This is a genomic window from Nonomuraea salmonea (assembly GCF_042428605.1).
Classification (GTDB): Bacteria; Actinomycetota; Actinomycetes; order Streptosporangiales; family Streptosporangiaceae; genus Nonomuraea; species Nonomuraea salmonea.
Genome location: NZ_JBHMCF010000011.1, coordinates 58,635 through 74,991, shown reverse-complemented (window position 1 = coordinate 74,991; position 16,357 = coordinate 58,635). Strand labels below are relative to the sequence as shown.

Annotated in this window: 15 protein-coding genes; 11 read left to right on the top strand and 4 right to left on the bottom strand. The window is 72.5% G+C overall.

The window, feature by feature from the left end; all coding sequences use genetic code 11:
• Positions 1 to 3: 3 nt before the first annotated feature.
• Entirely contained in the window at positions 4 to 1,083 is a 1,080-nt protein-coding gene (locus ACFFR3_RS10865) for a WD40/YVTN/BNR-like repeat-containing protein (RefSeq protein ID WP_345403511.1), read from the bottom strand.
• Positions 1,084 to 1,224: 141 nt separating this feature from the next.
• Between ACFFR3_RS10865 and ACFFR3_RS10860 the strand changes: the two genes are divergently transcribed.
• Positions 1,225 to 2,037: a helix-turn-helix domain-containing protein gene (locus tag ACFFR3_RS10860; RefSeq protein WP_345403514.1), complete on the top strand. Its 813-nt coding sequence runs from the start codon at positions 1,225 to 1,227 to the stop codon at positions 2,035 to 2,037.
• Here ACFFR3_RS10860 and ACFFR3_RS10855 read toward each other — a convergent pair.
• Positions 2,024 to 3,460, bottom strand: a complete 1,437-nt coding sequence (locus tag ACFFR3_RS10855; protein ID WP_364375901.1) for a sialidase family protein — start codon at positions 3,458 to 3,460, stop codon at positions 2,024 to 2,026. The genes ACFFR3_RS10860 and ACFFR3_RS10855 overlap by 14 nt on opposite strands.
• Before the next feature lie 76 nt (positions 3,461 to 3,536).
• Positions 3,537 to 4,655: a globin domain-containing protein gene (locus ACFFR3_RS10850; protein ID WP_364375904.1), complete on the bottom strand. Its 1,119-nt coding sequence runs from the start codon at positions 4,653 to 4,655 to the stop codon at positions 3,537 to 3,539.
• Between the two features lie 498 nt (positions 4,656 to 5,153).
• On the opposite strand from ACFFR3_RS10850, the gene ACFFR3_RS10845 reads away from it, so the two are divergent.
• From ACFFR3_RS10845 to ACFFR3_RS10835, 3 genes are read left to right on the top strand one after another with little or no spacing between them, the layout of a single operon-like run.
• Complete coding sequence (locus ACFFR3_RS10845) at positions 5,154 to 5,840, top strand: gamma-glutamyl-gamma-aminobutyrate hydrolase family protein (protein ID WP_364375907.1); 687 nt, start codon at positions 5,154 to 5,156, stop codon at positions 5,838 to 5,840.
• A 10-nt stretch (positions 5,841 to 5,850) separates the two neighbouring features.
• Positions 5,851 to 6,768, top strand: a complete 918-nt coding sequence (locus ACFFR3_RS10840) for an alpha/beta hydrolase (protein WP_345403535.1) — start codon at positions 5,851 to 5,853, stop codon at positions 6,766 to 6,768.
• Positions 6,765 to 7,550, top strand: a complete 786-nt coding sequence (locus ACFFR3_RS10835) for an enoyl-CoA hydratase/isomerase family protein (RefSeq protein WP_364570477.1) — start codon at positions 6,765 to 6,767, stop codon at positions 7,548 to 7,550. The genes ACFFR3_RS10840 and ACFFR3_RS10835 overlap by 4 nt, the downstream gene beginning before the upstream one ends.
• A 483-nt stretch (positions 7,551 to 8,033) precedes the next feature.
• Here the strand turns inward: ACFFR3_RS10835 and ACFFR3_RS10830 are convergent, their stop codons facing one another.
• Positions 8,034 to 8,621 (bottom strand): class I SAM-dependent methyltransferase, encoded by a 588-nt coding sequence (locus ACFFR3_RS10830; protein WP_364375916.1) that lies wholly within the window; start codon positions 8,619 to 8,621, stop codon positions 8,034 to 8,036.
• Positions 8,622 to 8,749: 128 nt separating this feature from the next.
• Between ACFFR3_RS10830 and ACFFR3_RS10825 the strand changes: the two genes are divergently transcribed.
• The 7 genes from ACFFR3_RS10825 (at position 8,750) to ACFFR3_RS10795 (ending at position 16,173) form a co-directional block, all read left to right on the top strand.
• Entirely contained in the window at positions 8,750 to 10,354 is a 1,605-nt protein-coding gene (locus ACFFR3_RS10825; RefSeq protein WP_364375919.1) for a sensor histidine kinase, read from the top strand.
• A complete protein-coding gene (locus ACFFR3_RS10820) occupies positions 10,351 to 11,025 on the top strand; it encodes a response regulator (protein ID WP_345403552.1) in 675 nt (224 codons plus the stop codon). The genes ACFFR3_RS10825 and ACFFR3_RS10820 overlap by 4 nt, the downstream gene beginning before the upstream one ends.
• 129 nt (positions 11,026 to 11,154) lie before the next feature.
• A complete protein-coding gene (locus ACFFR3_RS10815; RefSeq protein WP_345403555.1) occupies positions 11,155 to 11,574 on the top strand; it encodes a hypothetical protein in 420 nt (139 codons plus the stop codon).
• A gap of 10 nt (positions 11,575 to 11,584) precedes the next feature.
• The gene (locus ACFFR3_RS10810; protein WP_364375923.1) at positions 11,585 to 12,181 is read left to right on the top strand and encodes a phosphoribosylanthranilate isomerase; all 597 of its coding nucleotides are present in this window, start codon (positions 11,585 to 11,587) and stop codon (positions 12,179 to 12,181) included.
• Complete coding sequence (locus ACFFR3_RS10805; RefSeq protein WP_379483034.1) at positions 12,174 to 12,998, top strand: GNAT family N-acetyltransferase; 825 nt, start codon at positions 12,174 to 12,176, stop codon at positions 12,996 to 12,998. The genes ACFFR3_RS10810 and ACFFR3_RS10805 overlap by 8 nt, the downstream gene beginning before the upstream one ends.
• An 84-nt stretch (positions 12,999 to 13,082) precedes the next feature.
• Positions 13,083 to 13,664, top strand: coding sequence for a cardiolipin synthase ClsA (gene clsA / locus ACFFR3_RS10800; protein WP_364375929.1), 582 nt, complete (start codon positions 13,083 to 13,085; stop codon positions 13,662 to 13,664).
• Positions 13,665 to 13,668: 4 nt separating this feature from the next.
• The gene (locus tag ACFFR3_RS10795) at positions 13,669 to 16,173 is read left to right on the top strand and encodes a sugar phosphate nucleotidyltransferase (RefSeq protein WP_379483033.1); all 2,505 of its coding nucleotides are present in this window, start codon (positions 13,669 to 13,671) and stop codon (positions 16,171 to 16,173) included.
• Positions 16,174 to 16,357: the final 184 nt, after the last annotated feature.

The following is a 16,357-nucleotide window of genomic DNA, read 5'->3' as shown; positions in this document are numbered from 1 at the left end:
GATCTAGAGCACCGCCGCACGCACGGTGAGCACGTCGGGCAGGTGGCAGGCGACCGTGGACCACGTCTCGCCGTCGTCGCGCGAGCCGTAGACCTCGCCTGAACGGGTGCCGAAGAACACCCCGGCGTCGGAGGCGGTCATCGCGTCGCGCAGCACGGTGGAGTAGACCGGCTCGTCGGGCAGCCCCTGGGAGAACGCCTGCCAGGCGGCGCCGCCGTCGTCGCTGCGGTGGACGCGGTAGCGGTGGCCGACCGGCGTGCGGTCCATGTCGGCGTGGAGCGGCAGCACGTAGACCGTGTCGGGCCGCGACGGGTGCACCGCGATGGGAAAGCCGAAGTCGGACGGCAGCGAGGTGCCGATGTCGCGCCAGTTGGCCCCGAAGTCGTCGCTGCGGTAGACGCCGAAGTGGTGCTGGAGGTAGAGCCGTTCGGGCCGGGACGGGTGCATCGACACCTTGTGGACGCACTGCCCGAACTCAGGATATTGCTGGCCCTCCGGCATGAACGGGGCCCTGATGTTCTTGTTGGCCGCCTCCCACGACAGCCCGCCGTCGCGGGTGCGGTAGAAGCCGGCCGCCGAGACGGCGACGGCCATGATCTCGGGGTCGGTGGGGTGGTTGACGATCGTGTGCAGGCACAGCCCGCCGCCGCCCGGCTCCCACCGCTCGCGGTGCGGATGCTCCCACAGGCCCTCGACCAGCCGATAGGTGACGCCGCGGTCTTCCGAGCGGAACAGCGCGGCCGGCTCGGCCCCCGCCCAGACGACGTCGGGCTCGGACGGCGACGGCACGAGCTGCCAGACCTTGGCCAGCGTCGCCCCGGTCTTCTCGGGGAAGGCGACGGGCGGGTGGTCGGCCTCGTGCCAGGTGTCGCCGAGGTCGTCGGAGTACATCACCGACGGGCCGAAGTGGCCGTATTCGATGCCGGCCAGCAGCCGGGGCGTGGCGCCCCTGGTGTCGATCGCCACCGAGTGCACGGCGACCGTGGAGAACTGGATCGGCTGGACCTCGAACGGGCCGCCGCGCGTCGAGCGGGCCAGGAACAGGCCCTTACGGGTGCCGACCGCGAGCATTGCGTCACTCATGACTTCGCTCCCATGTTCGCTTGCGGTCATCGTGCCACGCGCCACCGACAGTTACCGAGGACTGGGCGATTCCGCTCGCAAGCGTCTCGCTTACCTGAGGGGTAATCGAGACGCTTCCCTCTGATCGCTACGGTGAGGGGCATGGAAGCGGTCGCCGTACATGAGGAGTCCTTCGGTTCACTGCTGCGCTCGTGGCGGCAGCGGCGCCGGGTGAGCCAGCTCGACCTGGCCATCGAGGCGGGGGTGTCGGCCCGCCACGTCAGTTTCCTGGAGACCGGGCGGGCCAGGCCGAGCCGCGAGATGGTGACGCGGCTGGCCGAGGAGCTGGACGTGCCGCTGCGGCACCGCAACCGGCTGCTGGTGGCCGCGGGGTTCGCCCCGGTCTATCCGGAACGCGAGGTGCGCGCGCCCGAGCTGCACGCCGTCCGGCAGGCGCTGGACACGATCCTGGCGGGGCACGAGCCGTATCCGGCGGTCGTGGTGGACGTGGCGTGGAACCTGGTGGCGGCCAACGCGGCGGCCGGGATGTTCCTGGAGGGCGTGCCCGATGAGCTGCTGAAGGAGCCGGTCAACGTGATGCGGCTGTCGCTGCACCCCGACGCGATGGGCGGGCGGCTGCTCAACCTGGCCGAGGTACGCGGCCACCTGCTGCGCCAGCTACGCCGCCAGGCCGAGTCGTCGGGCGACGGGCGGCTGGCCGAGCTGCACGACGAGCTGGCCGCGTACACCTACAAGGACAGGGCCGGCGTCGAGGCCGACGTGGCGCACCTGACGGGGCCGTCCGACCTCCTCATCCCGCTGCGCATCGCCGCGGGTGACCGGGTGCTGTCGCTGTTCACCACGATCGCGACGTTCGGCACGCCGATGGACGTCACGCTCTCCGAGCTGGCCATCGAGACGTTCTGGCCGGCCGACGAGGAGACGGCGGCGGCCTTCCGCGTCAGCGGGCGGTGAGGGGGAGCGCGGGTGGCGGCTCGCCGGCGGCGACCGCGGCCTCGATCGAGGCCAGGGGGGCGGGGCCCGGCACGATCGGCAGGCCGCCGGTGACGGTGTGCGTGCGGACGTCCGGCAGGCCGTCGGCGGGCGGCGCGGCGACGGCGAAGACCGGGAAGGCGTCGCCGCCCGGGACGACGGAGACGGAGATGTAGTCGCCCACCGTCCTGCCCTGGCCGGTGACCGGCAGCCAGCCGACCGCCATCGGCCCGTGCAGCTCCAGCGGCGCCGACCAGCTCGCCCCGCCGTTGGCCGAGGAGGTGTGGCCGACGGTGAGGCGGCAGGTGGCGGGCACGCAGGCGGCGTCGGCGTAGCGGTAGTACGTCACCGCGAGCCGCGCCCGCTCGCCCTTGCTCGCGCGGTCCACGCCGAGCCCGGGGATGACGTGGTCGCCGCCGTCGTCGGTCACCCGCAGCACGTCGCCCCACCGCTCGCCGGTGGCCGACGTGCTGAGCACGATGTCGTTGCCGGCGCAGCCGTGCTGGAAGCGGCAGTCGTGCCAGGCGACGTAGACGGTGCCGGCGGCGTCGGTCTCGGCCGAGGGCAGCGGTAACGCCCGCAGCCCGCCCGCCGGCGTGTGCCGCTCCACCCGCGAGACCAGCGTGCTCTCGCTCCAGCCCGCCCCGCCGTCGCGGGACCGGAAGGAGCGGATCTCTCCGTCGTTGCTCAGGTACGGCACCACGACGGTCCCGTTGGGCCGCACCACCGGCTGCCCGCCCAGCCCGCTCGCTCTGGTGACCGCGACGGTCCAGGACAGGCCGCCGTCGACCGAGCGGGCCACCCTGATCGCGTTCGCCACGGCGTGGTCGTCGAACACGGCGTAGCACTGCCCCCGGTACGGGCTGCCGTCCCCGTTGTCGCAGACCACCCAGCTCTTGTCCAGGTCGCCGCCCACGGCGGTGACGACCGGCGGCGACCACGCCACCCCGTCGGCGGAGCGGCTGGTCAGCACGGCCGCCCCGGTCACCCCGCCGGTGTCGGACAGCCCGATCGAGGTGATCAGCCACACGCCGTGCAGGGCGTCATAGGCCACCGAGGGGTCGGCGGTGCGCGCGTGCACGCCGCCCGCCGCCGTGGTGAGCCCGGGCAGCGTCCCCCTGCTCCAGGTGGCGCCGCCGTCGCCGGACATCGCGTACGCGATGCCGGCCGCGCCTCCGTCGGACAACCGGCCCGTCTGGTGCGCCGCCACGATCACCTCGCCCCACTGGTAGGTGTCGGCGCCGCCCTGCGGGCCGGGCCGCGGCGCGGTGGCGCCGGCCTCGGGGCCGATCTCGGTGAGGGGGACCGCCTCGGACGCCGTGGCGGGAGCCGGCGCGATCAGCGACGCCGCGGCCACGAGGGCGACGAGCCCGCCGATCGTACGGCGCCGGGCGGGAAGGGGCACGCTCCACCTCCGCGTGGGGGGTCACCTTCCAGATGGCCTCTTCCACGCCCGATTGTCAACCTTTCGATCACTGGTGTCAGCGTTCGCCGTGCACGGCGTCCCGGTGGATGCGGGCCAGCGGGACGCCGTCACCCTGGAGGCGGCGCACGGTCTCGTTGACCATGCTGGAGGGGCCGCACACGTACACGTCGTGCTCCGACCAGGAGTGGAAGCGCTGGGTCACCTCGGGCAGGTGGCCGCGCATGCCCTCGTAGCCCGGCTCGTCCGAGACCACGGGCAGCACCCGCAGCCACGGGAACGACGACTGCATCCTGATCAGGTCCGGCAGGTCGTACAGCTCGCCCGAGGTGCGGGCGCCGTACAGCAGGTGGATGTTGGGGCGGCGGCCCGAGGCGATGATGGACTCCACGATCGCCTTCAGCGGCGCGAGTCCCGTGCCGCCCGCCACGCACAGCACGTCGCGCACGCTGTGCTCGCGCGGCGTCATCGAGCCCATGGGCGGGCCCAGCATGAGCGTGTCGCCGATGCGGGTGTGCCTGATCAGCGTGGTCGAGACCCAGCCGCCGGGCACCGAGCGCACGTGCAGCTTGATCATGTTGTCCTGGCGCGGCGCGTTGGCGATGGAGAACGTCCGCCACACGCGCGGCCAGCGCGCGGTCTGCACGGTGACGTACTGGCCCGGCGTGTACGGCAGCCGCTGCGTCGGCCGCAACGTGATGACCGCGATGTCGCGGTGGCGCAGCTCGTGGTCGACGACCTCGGCCAGCCACCACGCGGGGGACACCCCCGAGTCGGACTCGGCAGAGCCGATCATGAGATTGGCGGCCGCCGAGTACGCCGCCACCCAGGCCGCCTCGATCTCGTCGTTCCAGACGTCGGCCGCGAAGCGGCGGATCGTGGCCAGCAGGGCGTTGCCCACGGCCGTGTAGTGCTCGGCGACGACGCCGTACTTGCGGTGGTCGCGGCCGAGCTGGCCGAGGTAGGCCGCCATGCCGTCAGGGCTGTCCAGGCTCCACACGATCCTGGTCAACGCGCTGAACAGCCGGTCCCGCTGCACGTTCATCGCGGGCGGGAACATGCTCCGCAAGTGCGGGTTCTCGGCGAACAAGCGGCCGTAGAAGTAGGCCGTGGCCTTGGCGGCCACGGGTTCGACGAGGGAGAAACTCTCCTTCACCAGGCGCGGATTCAACGACATGAAAACAACCCCACCCCTTGACCGGAAACGCATTCCGGTCTCGCCGTTCACCTCCCTGACGTTCCGGGTCGTGAGCGCGGGACCCCTCCCCGGCATGTCCGTACGCTCGAAATCGAGTCTTACACCCGCGATGACCCGCCACAACCGTTTCCCCCCAATACGGTGCGAAGGAGAACTATCAGTAATGACTCAGTGATTCTCTGCGCTCGGGATCTCTGGAATTTCGGTCGTCGAATGTGAAAACAACTAATTTTCATATCAAGCAACGAAAAATGCGCGTATGGCGGGATGATCGTCGCCCTTAACGGCGGGATACGCCCGGCTAACCGGACAACCCGGGAAGGGGGTGTCGGACGGGAGGCAAGCCGCACGAGGGGATCTTCGGGAGGGGTGACATATCGGAAAGACTGTGCGCCATGATGGGGGAGTGCATGGGGCCGCCCCCGCACCTCGGCGGAGGGCGGCCGTACGAACTCCACCATGCCCTTGGGAGATCGCATGTCCCGACCGCTGATCGGCGTCACCGCCTACTTCGAGGCCGCCCGCTGGGGCGACTGGGTGCGCGAGGCCGTGCTGTCTCCCCCCTCCTACGCCAAGATGGTCGGCCGGGCGGGCGGCGCGCCCGTCGTGCTGCCGCCCATCGCCCCCAGCGCGGTCGACGACTACGTCAGCGGCCTGCGCGGCGTCGTCCTGGCCGGCGGCGCCGAGCTGGCCGCCGACACCTACAACGGCGAGCAGGACCCCAGGGCCGACGAGCCGCAGCCCCAGCGCGACCGCTTCGAGCTGGCCCTGGCCAGGGCCGCCATCCGGGCCGACGTGCCCGTCCTCGCCATCGGCCGCGGCATGCACGTGCTCAACGTCGCCCAGGGCGGCACCCTCATCCCGTGGCTGTCCGACGTCCTCGACAGCGACCGCCACGCCGAGCCCGACGGCGGCCACGTCATCCAGGTCAGCGTCACCAGCAAGCTCGGCAAGGCCGTCGGCGACCGCGTCGAGGTCAGCGCGCCCCACCGCCAGTCCGTACGCAGGCTCGGCACGGGCCTGCTGGCCGTGGCCTGGGCCGAGGACCAGATCGTCGAGGGCATCGAGCTGCAGGGGCACCGCTTCGGCGTCGGCGTCCAATGGCACCCGGAACGCGGCACCGACACCCGGCTCTTCGATGCGTTCATCGAGGCGGCCCGCTAGGCTGCTGATCATGCCGCTGCACCCCCAGGCGCGGGATTACGTCGCCCAGTTCCTTCCCGGCTCCGACGACGAAGGGCTGGCCGGTCTCGACCTGGCCGCCATCCAGGAGATGCGCGCGAGCGACCCCATAGCCGTCCACCGGGGGCCGCTGACCAAGCTGCCGTTCGTCCGCGACGAGGTGGCCGAGGGCGTGCCCATCCGCATCTACCGCGCCGACCCGGGCGACGCGCCCCTGCCGGTCCTGGTCTACTTCCACGGCGGCGGCTGGGTCTTCGGCAGCGTCAAGCGCAACGACGCGATCGGCCGCGACCTCGCCATCCGCACCGGCGCCGTGGTGGTCTCCGTCGACTACCGGCTGGCGCCCGAGCACCCGTTCCCGGCCGCCGCCGACGACGCATGGACGGTCGTGCGCGACCTGTTCGCCCGCCCGGCCTTCTACCAGAGCAACGGCAGCGTCGCCGTGATCGGCGACAGCGCCGGCGCCAACCTGGCCGCCGTGGCCGCCTGGCAGGCCCGCGACGCCGGCCTGCGCCTGGCCCACCAGGTGCTCGTCTATCCGGTGCTCGACGCCGCCATGGACACCCCCAGCTACACCGCGAACGCCAAGGGCTACGGCCTCGACGCGGCCGACATGGCCTGGTTCGTCAGCCGATACGCCGGCGACGTCGACCCCGCCGAGCCGCGCCTGTCGCCGCTGCGCCTGCCCGACGTCTCAGGTCTCGCCCCCGCCACCGTGGTCACCGCCGAGTACGACGTCCTCAGAGACGAGGGCGAGCGCTACGCCGCCCGCCTCGCCGACGCGGGCGTCCCCGCCGAGCTGCGCAGGTACGACGGCGCCATCCACGGCTTCTTCGTCCTGCCCGGCCTGTTCGACCAGGCCGTCGAGGCCCGCGACTACGTGGCGCGGCGGCTGCGGGAGCACCTGTGAAAGACGCCTACACCAAGCTGCGGCTCGACACCCCGGCCGACGGCGTGCTCCGCGTCACGATCAGCGAGCCCGCCAGGCTCAACGCCGTCGACGCCACCGCGCACCGCGAGCTCGGTGAGATCTGGCGCGACGCCGACCGCGACGCGTCCGTACGCGCGATCGTGGTCAGGGGAGAGGGCGCCGCCTTCTCCGCCGGCGGCGACCTGTCCATGATCGAGGACATGATGCGCGACCACGACACCCGGATGCGGGTGTTCACCGAGGCCCGCGACATCGTCTACAACGTGCTCAACTGCTCCAAGCCCATCGTCTCCGCCATCCAGGGCCCCGCCGTCGGCGCCGGGCTCGCGGTGGCGCTGCTGGCCGACATCTCCGTGGCCGGCCGCACCGCCCGCATCATCGACGGCCACACCAGGCTCGGCGTCGCGGCCGGCGACCACGCCGCCATCGTCTGGCCGCTGCTGTGCGGCATGGCCAAGGCGAAATACCACCTGCTGCTCTGCGAGCCGGTCACCGGCGAGCAGGCCGAGCGCATGGGCCTGGTGAGCCTGTGCGTCGAGGACGACGAGGTGCACGAGAAGGCCATGGAGATCGCGGTCAGGCTCGCCGCCGGCGCCCAGGACGCGATCAGGCTGACGAAATACTCGCTCAACAACTGGCTGCGCCTGGCCGGCCCGTCCTTCGACGCCTCGCTGGCCATGGAGTTCCTCGGCTTCACCGGGCCCGACGCCGCCGAGGGCGTGCGCGCCCTGCGCGGGAAGCGGCCGCCCGCGTTCGGCTGACCTCGGCTTCCACCGTCCTGGTGTGCTTCCCCCGCCCTCGGGTAGTCGGGGCGCGTGGACGTCGAAGGGCCGCTTTCCGCCGAGGTCGAGAACGCCGCCCCGGCACCCGGAGCCCGGGCGTCCATCGCACAGGGGGAGGAGGTCATCCAGCCGCCGTGATCATCTCACGGCGACCAGCCCACCGGCCGGTCCACCCTTCGCCTCATGGCGGGACCAGGGACGTGATCCGTACGGCGATGGGCACGCCGGCCGGCAGGCCGGCGGGAAACCGCGGGGGCGGTCCGGACGCTCGCGCCGCCAGGGGTTGAGCAGGCAGCTCCCGGCCGAAGGCGTGGCCCGTCCGATCCTGGCGCCGATCGGGCGGCCGGACACCCCGCGCTCCTCCCTACCGTCGCCCGTTCCAGCAGGTCGTCGGCCCGGCCTTCAGCCCGGCCCTCGGCCAGGCCCTCAGGTCGGCCGTCAGCCCGGTGGTCAGCCCGGTGGTCAGCGGGGCCTGCGGGCGTGGAAGACGAAGGCGGGAGGCGTGTTGCGCCACACCGTACGGCCCGGCACGACCTCCTCGAACCGCTCGGCCAGCAGCGCGCGGAAGCGCCGCGCCGAGCTGAGCGGGATCGCGTGGATGTAGGAGAACGTGGTGAACGCCGCCCCCGGGCTCATCGCCCCCGTCACCGCGCCCAGCAGCTCCCGCTGCACGTCATCGGGGAACGCCGCCCACGGCAGCCCGCTCACCACCACGTCCGCCATCCGCAGCCCGCGCTCGCCGAGCAGCTCGCCAAGCCGCGTCGCGTCGTCGTGCGCGACGTCCACCGCCGGATAACGCTCGGCCAGCAGCCGAGCCAGCTGCTCGTTCAGCTCCACCGCCAGATGGTGACCCCGGCCGTCCAGCCGCTGCTGGATCTCCGCGGTGAACGCGCCCGTGCCAGGCCCGAGCTCGACCACGATCGGCTCGCCCCGCTCGGGGATCGGCGCGCAGACGGCCGCCGCCAGCCGCCGCGAGCTGGGCGCGACCGCGCCGATCGTGGCGGGGGAGCGCAGGAACTGTCCGATGAACAGTGCGGTGTCGTTGGGCATGCCCTGAATGTAGGCGCTGGTCGCCGCCGATCGCTCCGCCCTCCGGGCGGACCTGCGGCCACTTGGAGGAGGCGGGGTCCTCCGCGCGGAGGATCAGCCGGTGGAGCGGTGCGGATACGGTGTGGTGCATGCGTTGGCGTGGTGTGCCGCTCGATGTCCTGCTCGCGGCCTCGGGGGTGGCCCTCGACCTGCTGACCACGGCACACGCGGGCGACACCGACGTCCTGCCCGCCGAGGCGAACATCCCCATGGCGCTGCTGGTCGGCCTGCCCATGGGGTTCGTCCGCCACCGGCCGGTCCTCGTCACCCTCTACCTGGCGGCCATGCTCGCCACCACCGACCAGCTCGGCTCGTTCACCTCCAACACCGCGCAGATCCTGCTCTGCGTGGCGCTCGGCGTGGCCGGATACCTCGCCAGCGCCCGCGCCACCGCCCTCGCCGTCGTCGCCGCCATCGTCGCCACCGCCTTCAACATCGCCGACCCCGGCATCGCGCTCACCGGCAACACGTGGATGTACTCCGTGCTGCTGCCCGTCTTCCCCGCCGTGCTCGGCGGCTACCTGCGCAGCTCGGCCGAGCGGCTCGACGAGCGCGACGTCACCCCCGACGCGCTGCTCGCCGCCGGGGGCGTCGCCATCACCGTGCTCAGCACGTGGACGTCCTGGCACTCCGGCGCCCAGCCCGTCTGGGTCGTCGGGCTGCTCGCCGTGGTCGGCGGCCTGTCGCTCGGCGTCGCCAGGCGGCTGCCCGGGCTGGTCTTCCTGCTGCAGGGCGTGCTGCTCGTCTCCGCCGACGCCTACCTCAACCAGGCGGTCAACACCTGTGTGATCCTCACCCTGATCGCGATCGGCGTGTTCGCCATGCGGGTGGTGTCGTGGGCCTGGACGGTGGCCGCGTACCTGACCGGCTGCCTGCTCACCGCCATCGCCGTCGTCGGCGACGACACCTCCATCACCGGCTTCCGCGTCGGCGTGCTCATGACGCTCGTCGCCACGCCCATCGCGATCGGCCGCTACCTCGGCATGCGCCGCGCCGCCGCCGCGTCCGAGCGGCTGCGCGCCGAGGAGGCCGCCCGCGCCGCCGTCGCCCAGGTGCGCGCCGACCAGCTCGCCGAGCGCGAGCGCATCGCCCGCGACGTGCACGACATCGTCGCCCACCACGTCGGCGCCATGGTGCTGCGGGCCAGCGCCGCCCGCTACACCGCGCCCGACGGCCCCGTCGCCGACGCGCTCAACGACATCCGCGAGACGGGCCACCAGGTGCTGCAGGACCTGCGCGACCTGCTCGACCTGCTGCGCGACCCCGAGCGCCAGCCCGACCTGCTGGCCAACCCGGCCGACGTCGTCCGCGAGTCCGCCGAACGCATGGCCGCCGCCGGCCTCGTCGTGGACCTCGACCTCGACCCGGCCACCGACCAGACCCCGCTCATCGCCCGCGCCTCCGCGGCCAGAATCGTCCAGGAAGGACTCACCAACGTGCTCAAACACGCCGGCCCAGGCACCCGGGTCCGCGTATCCGTGACCCCCTCGCAAGAGGGGCTCGCCGTCGAGGTCCGCAACGGCCGCCCGCCGACCGCCATCGAGCGCCTGCCCTCCTCCGGCCGGGGCCTGGCGGGCATGCGCGAGCGGGTCCGCACCCTCGGCGGCACCCTCAGCGCCGGGCCCGACGGCGAGGGCGGCTGGCTGCTCGCCGTCCACCTGCCCACCCGTCTGACCCCGGGGAGCGCCGCGTGATCCGCGTGCTGGTGGCCGACGACCAGGCGCTCGTCCGCGCGGGCGTGCGCATGCTGCTGCAGGCCACGGGCGACATGGAGGTCGTGGGCGAGGCCGAGGACGGCGCCGAGGCCGTCCGCCTGGCCGAGCGTCACCTGCCCGACGTCATCCTCATGGACCTGCGCATGCCCAGAGTCGACGGGCTGGAGGCCATCAGGCGGGTGCTCGCCGCCCGGCCGGGCGCCAGGATCGTCGTGCTGACCACGTTCGCCGAGGACGGCAACGTCTACGCCGCCCTGCGCGCCGGCGCCGTCGGCTTCCTCGTCAAGGACGACGACCCCGAGCGCATGGTCGAGGCGGTGCGCAGGGCCGCGGCGGGCGAGCAGCTCCTCGCCCCCTCGGTGCTGCGCCGGGTCGTCGAACGCTTCCTCGCCGCCGAGGAGCAGGCCGCGCCCGCCGCGCCACCCGGACTGACCGAGCGCGAGCTGGAGGTGCTCGCCCTGGTCGGCACCGGCCTGTCCAACGCGGAGATCGCCGAGGAGCTGCACGTCGGCGTCACCACGGTCAAGACCCACATCGCGGCCGCGATGGAGAAACTCGGCCTGCGCAACCGCATCCAGGCCGCCGTCATCGCCCACCGCACCGGCCTGGTGGACGCCTCCTTCCGCCCCGTCCGCCAGCCCCGCCCCTGACCCTCTCTCATCGCGTGGGCGTCCGCCTGTGGGTGGACGCCCGCGTCAGCCGGTGGGCGGACGACCGGGGCGGGGGTGGTCCGAGAGCATGTGGTCGCACATTGATCGCAGGAGCGGAAGGACCCCCCCATGCAGGAGACCCTCAGTTCGCAGGAGCGGCGCGGCGGCGGCGCGGACCGGATCTCCGGTGGCCTGCTCTACGGGCTGCGGCTGGCCGTCACGGCGCAGGGCGTCGCGCTCGTCGTCGCGGCGTCGTTCGCCGGGCAGGCCGTCGAGACGGCGTCGATGGGTGAGAGCCACGTCATGGCCGGCATGGTCGTCCACCTCGTGGCGCTCGTCCAGATCGTGCTGGCGGTGCTGTTCTGGCGGCCGGGACGCGGCGCGGGCTGGCCCGCCCTGGCGAGCGTGGCGCTGTTCGTCGTCGGCCTGGCCCAGCACGTCACCTGGCTGTGGCTGGGCGCCCACCTGCCCAACGGCGTGATCCTGTTCGGCCTCATCACCGCGCTGCTCATCTGGGTCTGGTCACCGGCGGCCGCCCGCCGCCGCTAAGGTCGAAGGCGTGTACGTGAAGATCTGCGGGCTGAGCGAGCCGGAACACGTCGCCACCGCCGTCGAGGCCGGCGCCGACGCCATCGGGTTCGTCATGACCAGGAGCCCGCGCCGCATCACGCCCGAGCGGGCCGCCGAGCTGGCCGCGCCGGTCCCGCCCCACGTCCTCACCGTCGGCGTCTTCCGCGGCGAGGACCCGCAGGCCGTGCGCGAGGCCGCGCTGACCTCCGGCGTACGCGCCGTCCAACTGCACGGCAAGCACCCCCACGGCGACTTCACCGCGCTCAAGGACCTCGGGGTGCGCCTGGTCAGGGCCGTGGACGCGCAGGCCGACCTGCGCTGCGGCGCCTACGACGAAGACCTGCTCATCGTCGACGCGCCCCACGCCGGCTCCGGGCAGCCGTGGGACTGGGCGGCGGTCCGCGGCCGCCCCTCGGGTCAGTGGATGCTGGCGGGCGGACTGGCCCCCGGCAACGTCGCCGAGGCGGTCGCCGCCGCCCGTCCGTGGGGCGTCGACGTCTCCAGCGGCGTCGAGACCGCCCCCGGCAAGAAGGACTCGGCCCTCATCAGGTCCTTCCTCAAGGCGGCCCGCGGCCTCGATGTCTGACCTCCCTCCCGCCCCCACCGCCGAACACGACCCGGGCGCGCCTGAGCAGCCGCCCGCCGTCGCCGGCGACCTGGCGCGGGTGCTCGGCTTCCTGCACGGGTTCGCCCGCCGGCGCGCGCCCCGCGTGCTGCCCGCACCGGGCGGTTTCGCCGTGCTCGACGACCGTTTCCCCGGCTCGTACGACGACAACAAGCTGATCGTCACCGAGGACGCGGACCCGGCTCTCCTGCTGAAGGCGGCCGACGACCTCCTGGCCACCAGGGGCCACCGCCTAGTCTGCGTGGACGACGACCGCCTCGGCACCACTTACACGCCCGTGTTCGCCGCCGCCGGCTACGAGCGGGAGACCACGCTCGTCATGACCTTCACCGGCGGCCTTCCCGAGGCGCCGCCCCCGGCCGAGCGCCTGGAGCCGGACGAGCTGCTCCCCGTGCTGCGCCGCGACTGGCGCCACACGCTCCCCGAGGCGCCGGAAGAGGTGATCGAGGGCCTCGCCCGCCGCGTCGAGGCCCGCGCGGCCGGCGCCGACGTGGTGCGCTTCTACGGCGTACGCACCCCGTCCGGCGAGATCGCCGCCCGCGCCGACCTGTACGTCCACGACGGCGTCGCCCAGATCGAGAACGTCTTCACCGGTCACCTCCACCGGGGCGCCGGCCACGCCCGCGCCCTCATGACCGCGCTCCTCGCCGAAGCCTCGGCCCTGCTCGGTGACGGCCTGATCTTCCTGCTGGCCGACGCCGGCGACTGGCCGCACGGCTTCTACCGCCGGCTGGGCTTCACCGAGCTGGCCCGCACCCACGCCTTCCTGCGCGCCTGACGGACCGCCACGATCCCCTGAGGCCGATGAGACGGGGGAAGCGCGGGCCGCTGCGAGGGAGTTCCACGCAGTAGGGTCTCCTGCGTGAGCGAAACTTCCGCCGAGGACCGGATCTGGACGGTTCCTAACCTGCTGAGCTTCCTGCGCCTCCTGGGCGTGCCCGTGTTCTTCTGGCTGGTTCTCGGGCCAAAAGCCGACGGGTGGGCGATCGGGATCCTCGCGGTCGCCGGTTTCACGGACTGGCTCGACGGAAAGATCGCACGGGCGTTCAACCAGACGAGCAGGCTGGGCCGGATCATCGATCCTGCCGCGGACAAGCTGTACGTGTTCGCCACCATCATCGCCCTGCTGCTGCGCGACGTGATCCCGTGGTGGCTGGTCGTGGTCGTTCTGGGGCGCGACGTCTTCGTTGCCTGTTTCGCCCCCGTTCTTCGCAAATATGGCTATAAGGCACTTCAAGTGCATTTCCTGGGCAAGGCAGCCATGTTCAACCTCATGTACGCCTTCCCCCTGCTCTTCCTTGCCTCGCACTCCGGGTGGTATGCCGAAATAGCACGCATTGTCGGGTGGGCGTTCGCTCTCTGGGGAACGGGCCTGTACTGGTGGGCGGGGGCGCTGTATGTCGTACAGGTGCGTCAACTGGTAACGGCGGCCAGAAGGGGATGATCGGGTGAAGGCGGTCGTCATGGCGGGCGGGGAGGGCACTCGGCTGCGTCCGATGACCGCCAACCAGCCCAAGCCCCTGCTCCCTGTCGTCAACCGCCCGATCATGGAACACGTCCTGCGCCTGCTCAGACGGCACGGCGTGACCGAGACCGTGGTGACCCTGCAGTTCCTCGCCGCCCTCGTCCGCAACTACTTCGGCGACGGCGACGAGCTGGGCATGAGCCTGCAGTACGCCACCGAGGACGTCCCGCTCGGCACGGCGGGCAGCGTCAAGAACGCCGCCGACCGCCTGCGCGACGACCGTTTCCTGGTCATCTCCGGAGATGCCCTGACGGACATCGACTTATCGGACATGATCCGTTTCCATCGCGAAAAAGGCGCGCTTGTCACGATCGGCCTGAAAAGGGTTCCCAACCCGCTCGAATTCGGGATCATCATCGTGGACGAGGAGGGCCGGGTCCAGCGCTTCCTGGAGAAGCCCACCTGGGGCCAGGTCTTCTCCGACACCGTCAACACCGGCATCTACGTCATGGAACCCGAGATCCTCGACGCCGTCGCCACCGGCGAGCCCGTCGACTGGTCCTCGGACGTCTTCCCCGCCCTCCTCCACTCCGGCGCCGCCATCTACGGCTACGTCGCCGACGGCTACTGGGAGGACGTCGGCACTCACGACAGCTACCTCAAGGCCCAGGCCGACGCCCTGTCCGGCCGGGTCGCCCTCGACATCGGCGGCTTCGAGCTCTCACCCGGCGTGTGGGTCGCCGACTCCGCCTCCGTCGACCCCGACGCCGTGCTCAAGGGCCCGCTCCTGATCGGCGACTACGCCAAGGTCGAGGCGGGGGCCGAGCTGCGCGAGTACACCGTGCTCGGCAACAACGCCGTCGTCCGCGAGGGCGCCTTCCTGCACCGCGCGATCGTCCACGACAACGTCTACCTGGGGCCGGGCGCCCACCTGCGCGGCTGCGTCATCGGCAAGAGCACCGACGTGATGGCCGGCGTCCGCATCGAGGAGAACGCGATCGTCGGCGACGAGTGCGTCATCGAGGCCGAGGCGTACGTCTCCAGCGGCGTCCGCGTCTACCCGTTCAAGACCATCGAGGCCGGCGCGGTGGTCAACACCAGCGTCATCTGGGAGTCGCGCGGCCAGCGCAACCTGTTCGGCCCGCGCGGCGTGAGCGGCCTGGTCAACGTCGAGATCACCGCCGAGCTGTGCGTCCGCCTGGCCAGCGCGTACGCCACCACCCTGAAGAAGGGCGAGCACGTCGTCACCTCCCGCGACTGCTCGCTGGCGGCCAGGGCGCTCAAGCGGGCCGTCATCGGCGCGCTGACCGCGGGCGCCATCAACGTCCTCGACCTGGAGGCCGCGCCGCTGCCCGTCACCCGCTTCCACACGGCCAGGGTGTCGGCGGCCGGCGGCATCGCGCTGCGCACCACGCCCGGCGACCCGCAGAGCGTGGACATCGTCATCATGGACGACCGCGGCGCCGACCTGCCGCCGGCCGCCCAGCGCAAGCTGGAGCGGGTCTTCTCCCGCCAGGAGTTCCGCCGCGCCTTCCCCGGCGAGATCGCCGAGCTGACCTACCCGGCGCGGGCGGTCGAGGACTACACCCACGAACTGCTGCGCCACGTCGGCGTGAGCGGCGTCAGGGACATGAAGGTCGTCGTCGACTGCGCGGGCGGCACCTCATCGCTGGTGCTGCCCACGCTGCTGGGCAGGGTCGGCGTCGAGGTGCTCACGGTCAACGCCAGGCTCGACCACGTCTCGCCCACCGAGACGCTGGCCGAGCGCCGCCGCGACCTGCAGCGCCTGTCGGAGCTGGTCAGCTCCTCAAGGGCGGCGTTCGGGGTGCGGTTCGACCCGGTGGGGGAGCGCATCGCCCTGGTGGACGAGAAGGGCCAGCTCATCAGCGAGGAACGCGCCCTGCTCGTCGTGCTCGACCTGGTGGCCGCCGAGCGGCGGGGCGGCCAGGTGGCGCTGCCGGTCACCACCACCAGGGTCGCCGAGCAGGTCTGCCGCTTCCACGGCGTCCAGGTGCGGTGGACCCCCACCGCGCTCGACGCGCTCACCTCCGCCGCCGCGGGGCCCGACATGATCTTCGCCGCCGACGGGCGCGGCGGGTTCGTGGTGCCGGAGTTCAGCCCGGCCATCGACGGGCTGGCCGCGTTCATGCGGCTGCTCGGGCTGGTGGCCCGCACCCGGCTGTCGCTCAGCCAGATCGACGCGCGCATCCCCGAGGTCAGGCTGCTCAGGCGGACGGTGCCCACCCCGTGGGCGGCCAAGGGCGCGGTCATGCGCTCGGTCATCGAGGCGGCCGAGGCCGAGCCCGACGGCCACCGCGTCGACACCACCGACGGCGTGCGCGTGGCGCGCGAGGACGGGAGCTGGGTGCTGGTGCTGCCCGCCGCCGCCGAGCCGGTCACCGACCTGTGGGCCGAGGCGGGCGACATGGACGGTGCCCAGGCCCTGCTCGAACGCTGGGCCCGCGTCGTCGAGCAGGCGGCCGGGTGACGCCCGCACGCAGAGTGATCGGAAAGTGTTCGCCGATGACGTGCCCAGAGAGTGCCGCAAGATCGTAATGTAGAAACGCGCGGCGGCATGGACCACGGGGCGGGGGCGGCGGTAACTTTATCTGCGTCCGAACCACAGTGCAGCGCCCCGCCTTGACCTTTGCCGCTGATCAGCGTAAGTTGCG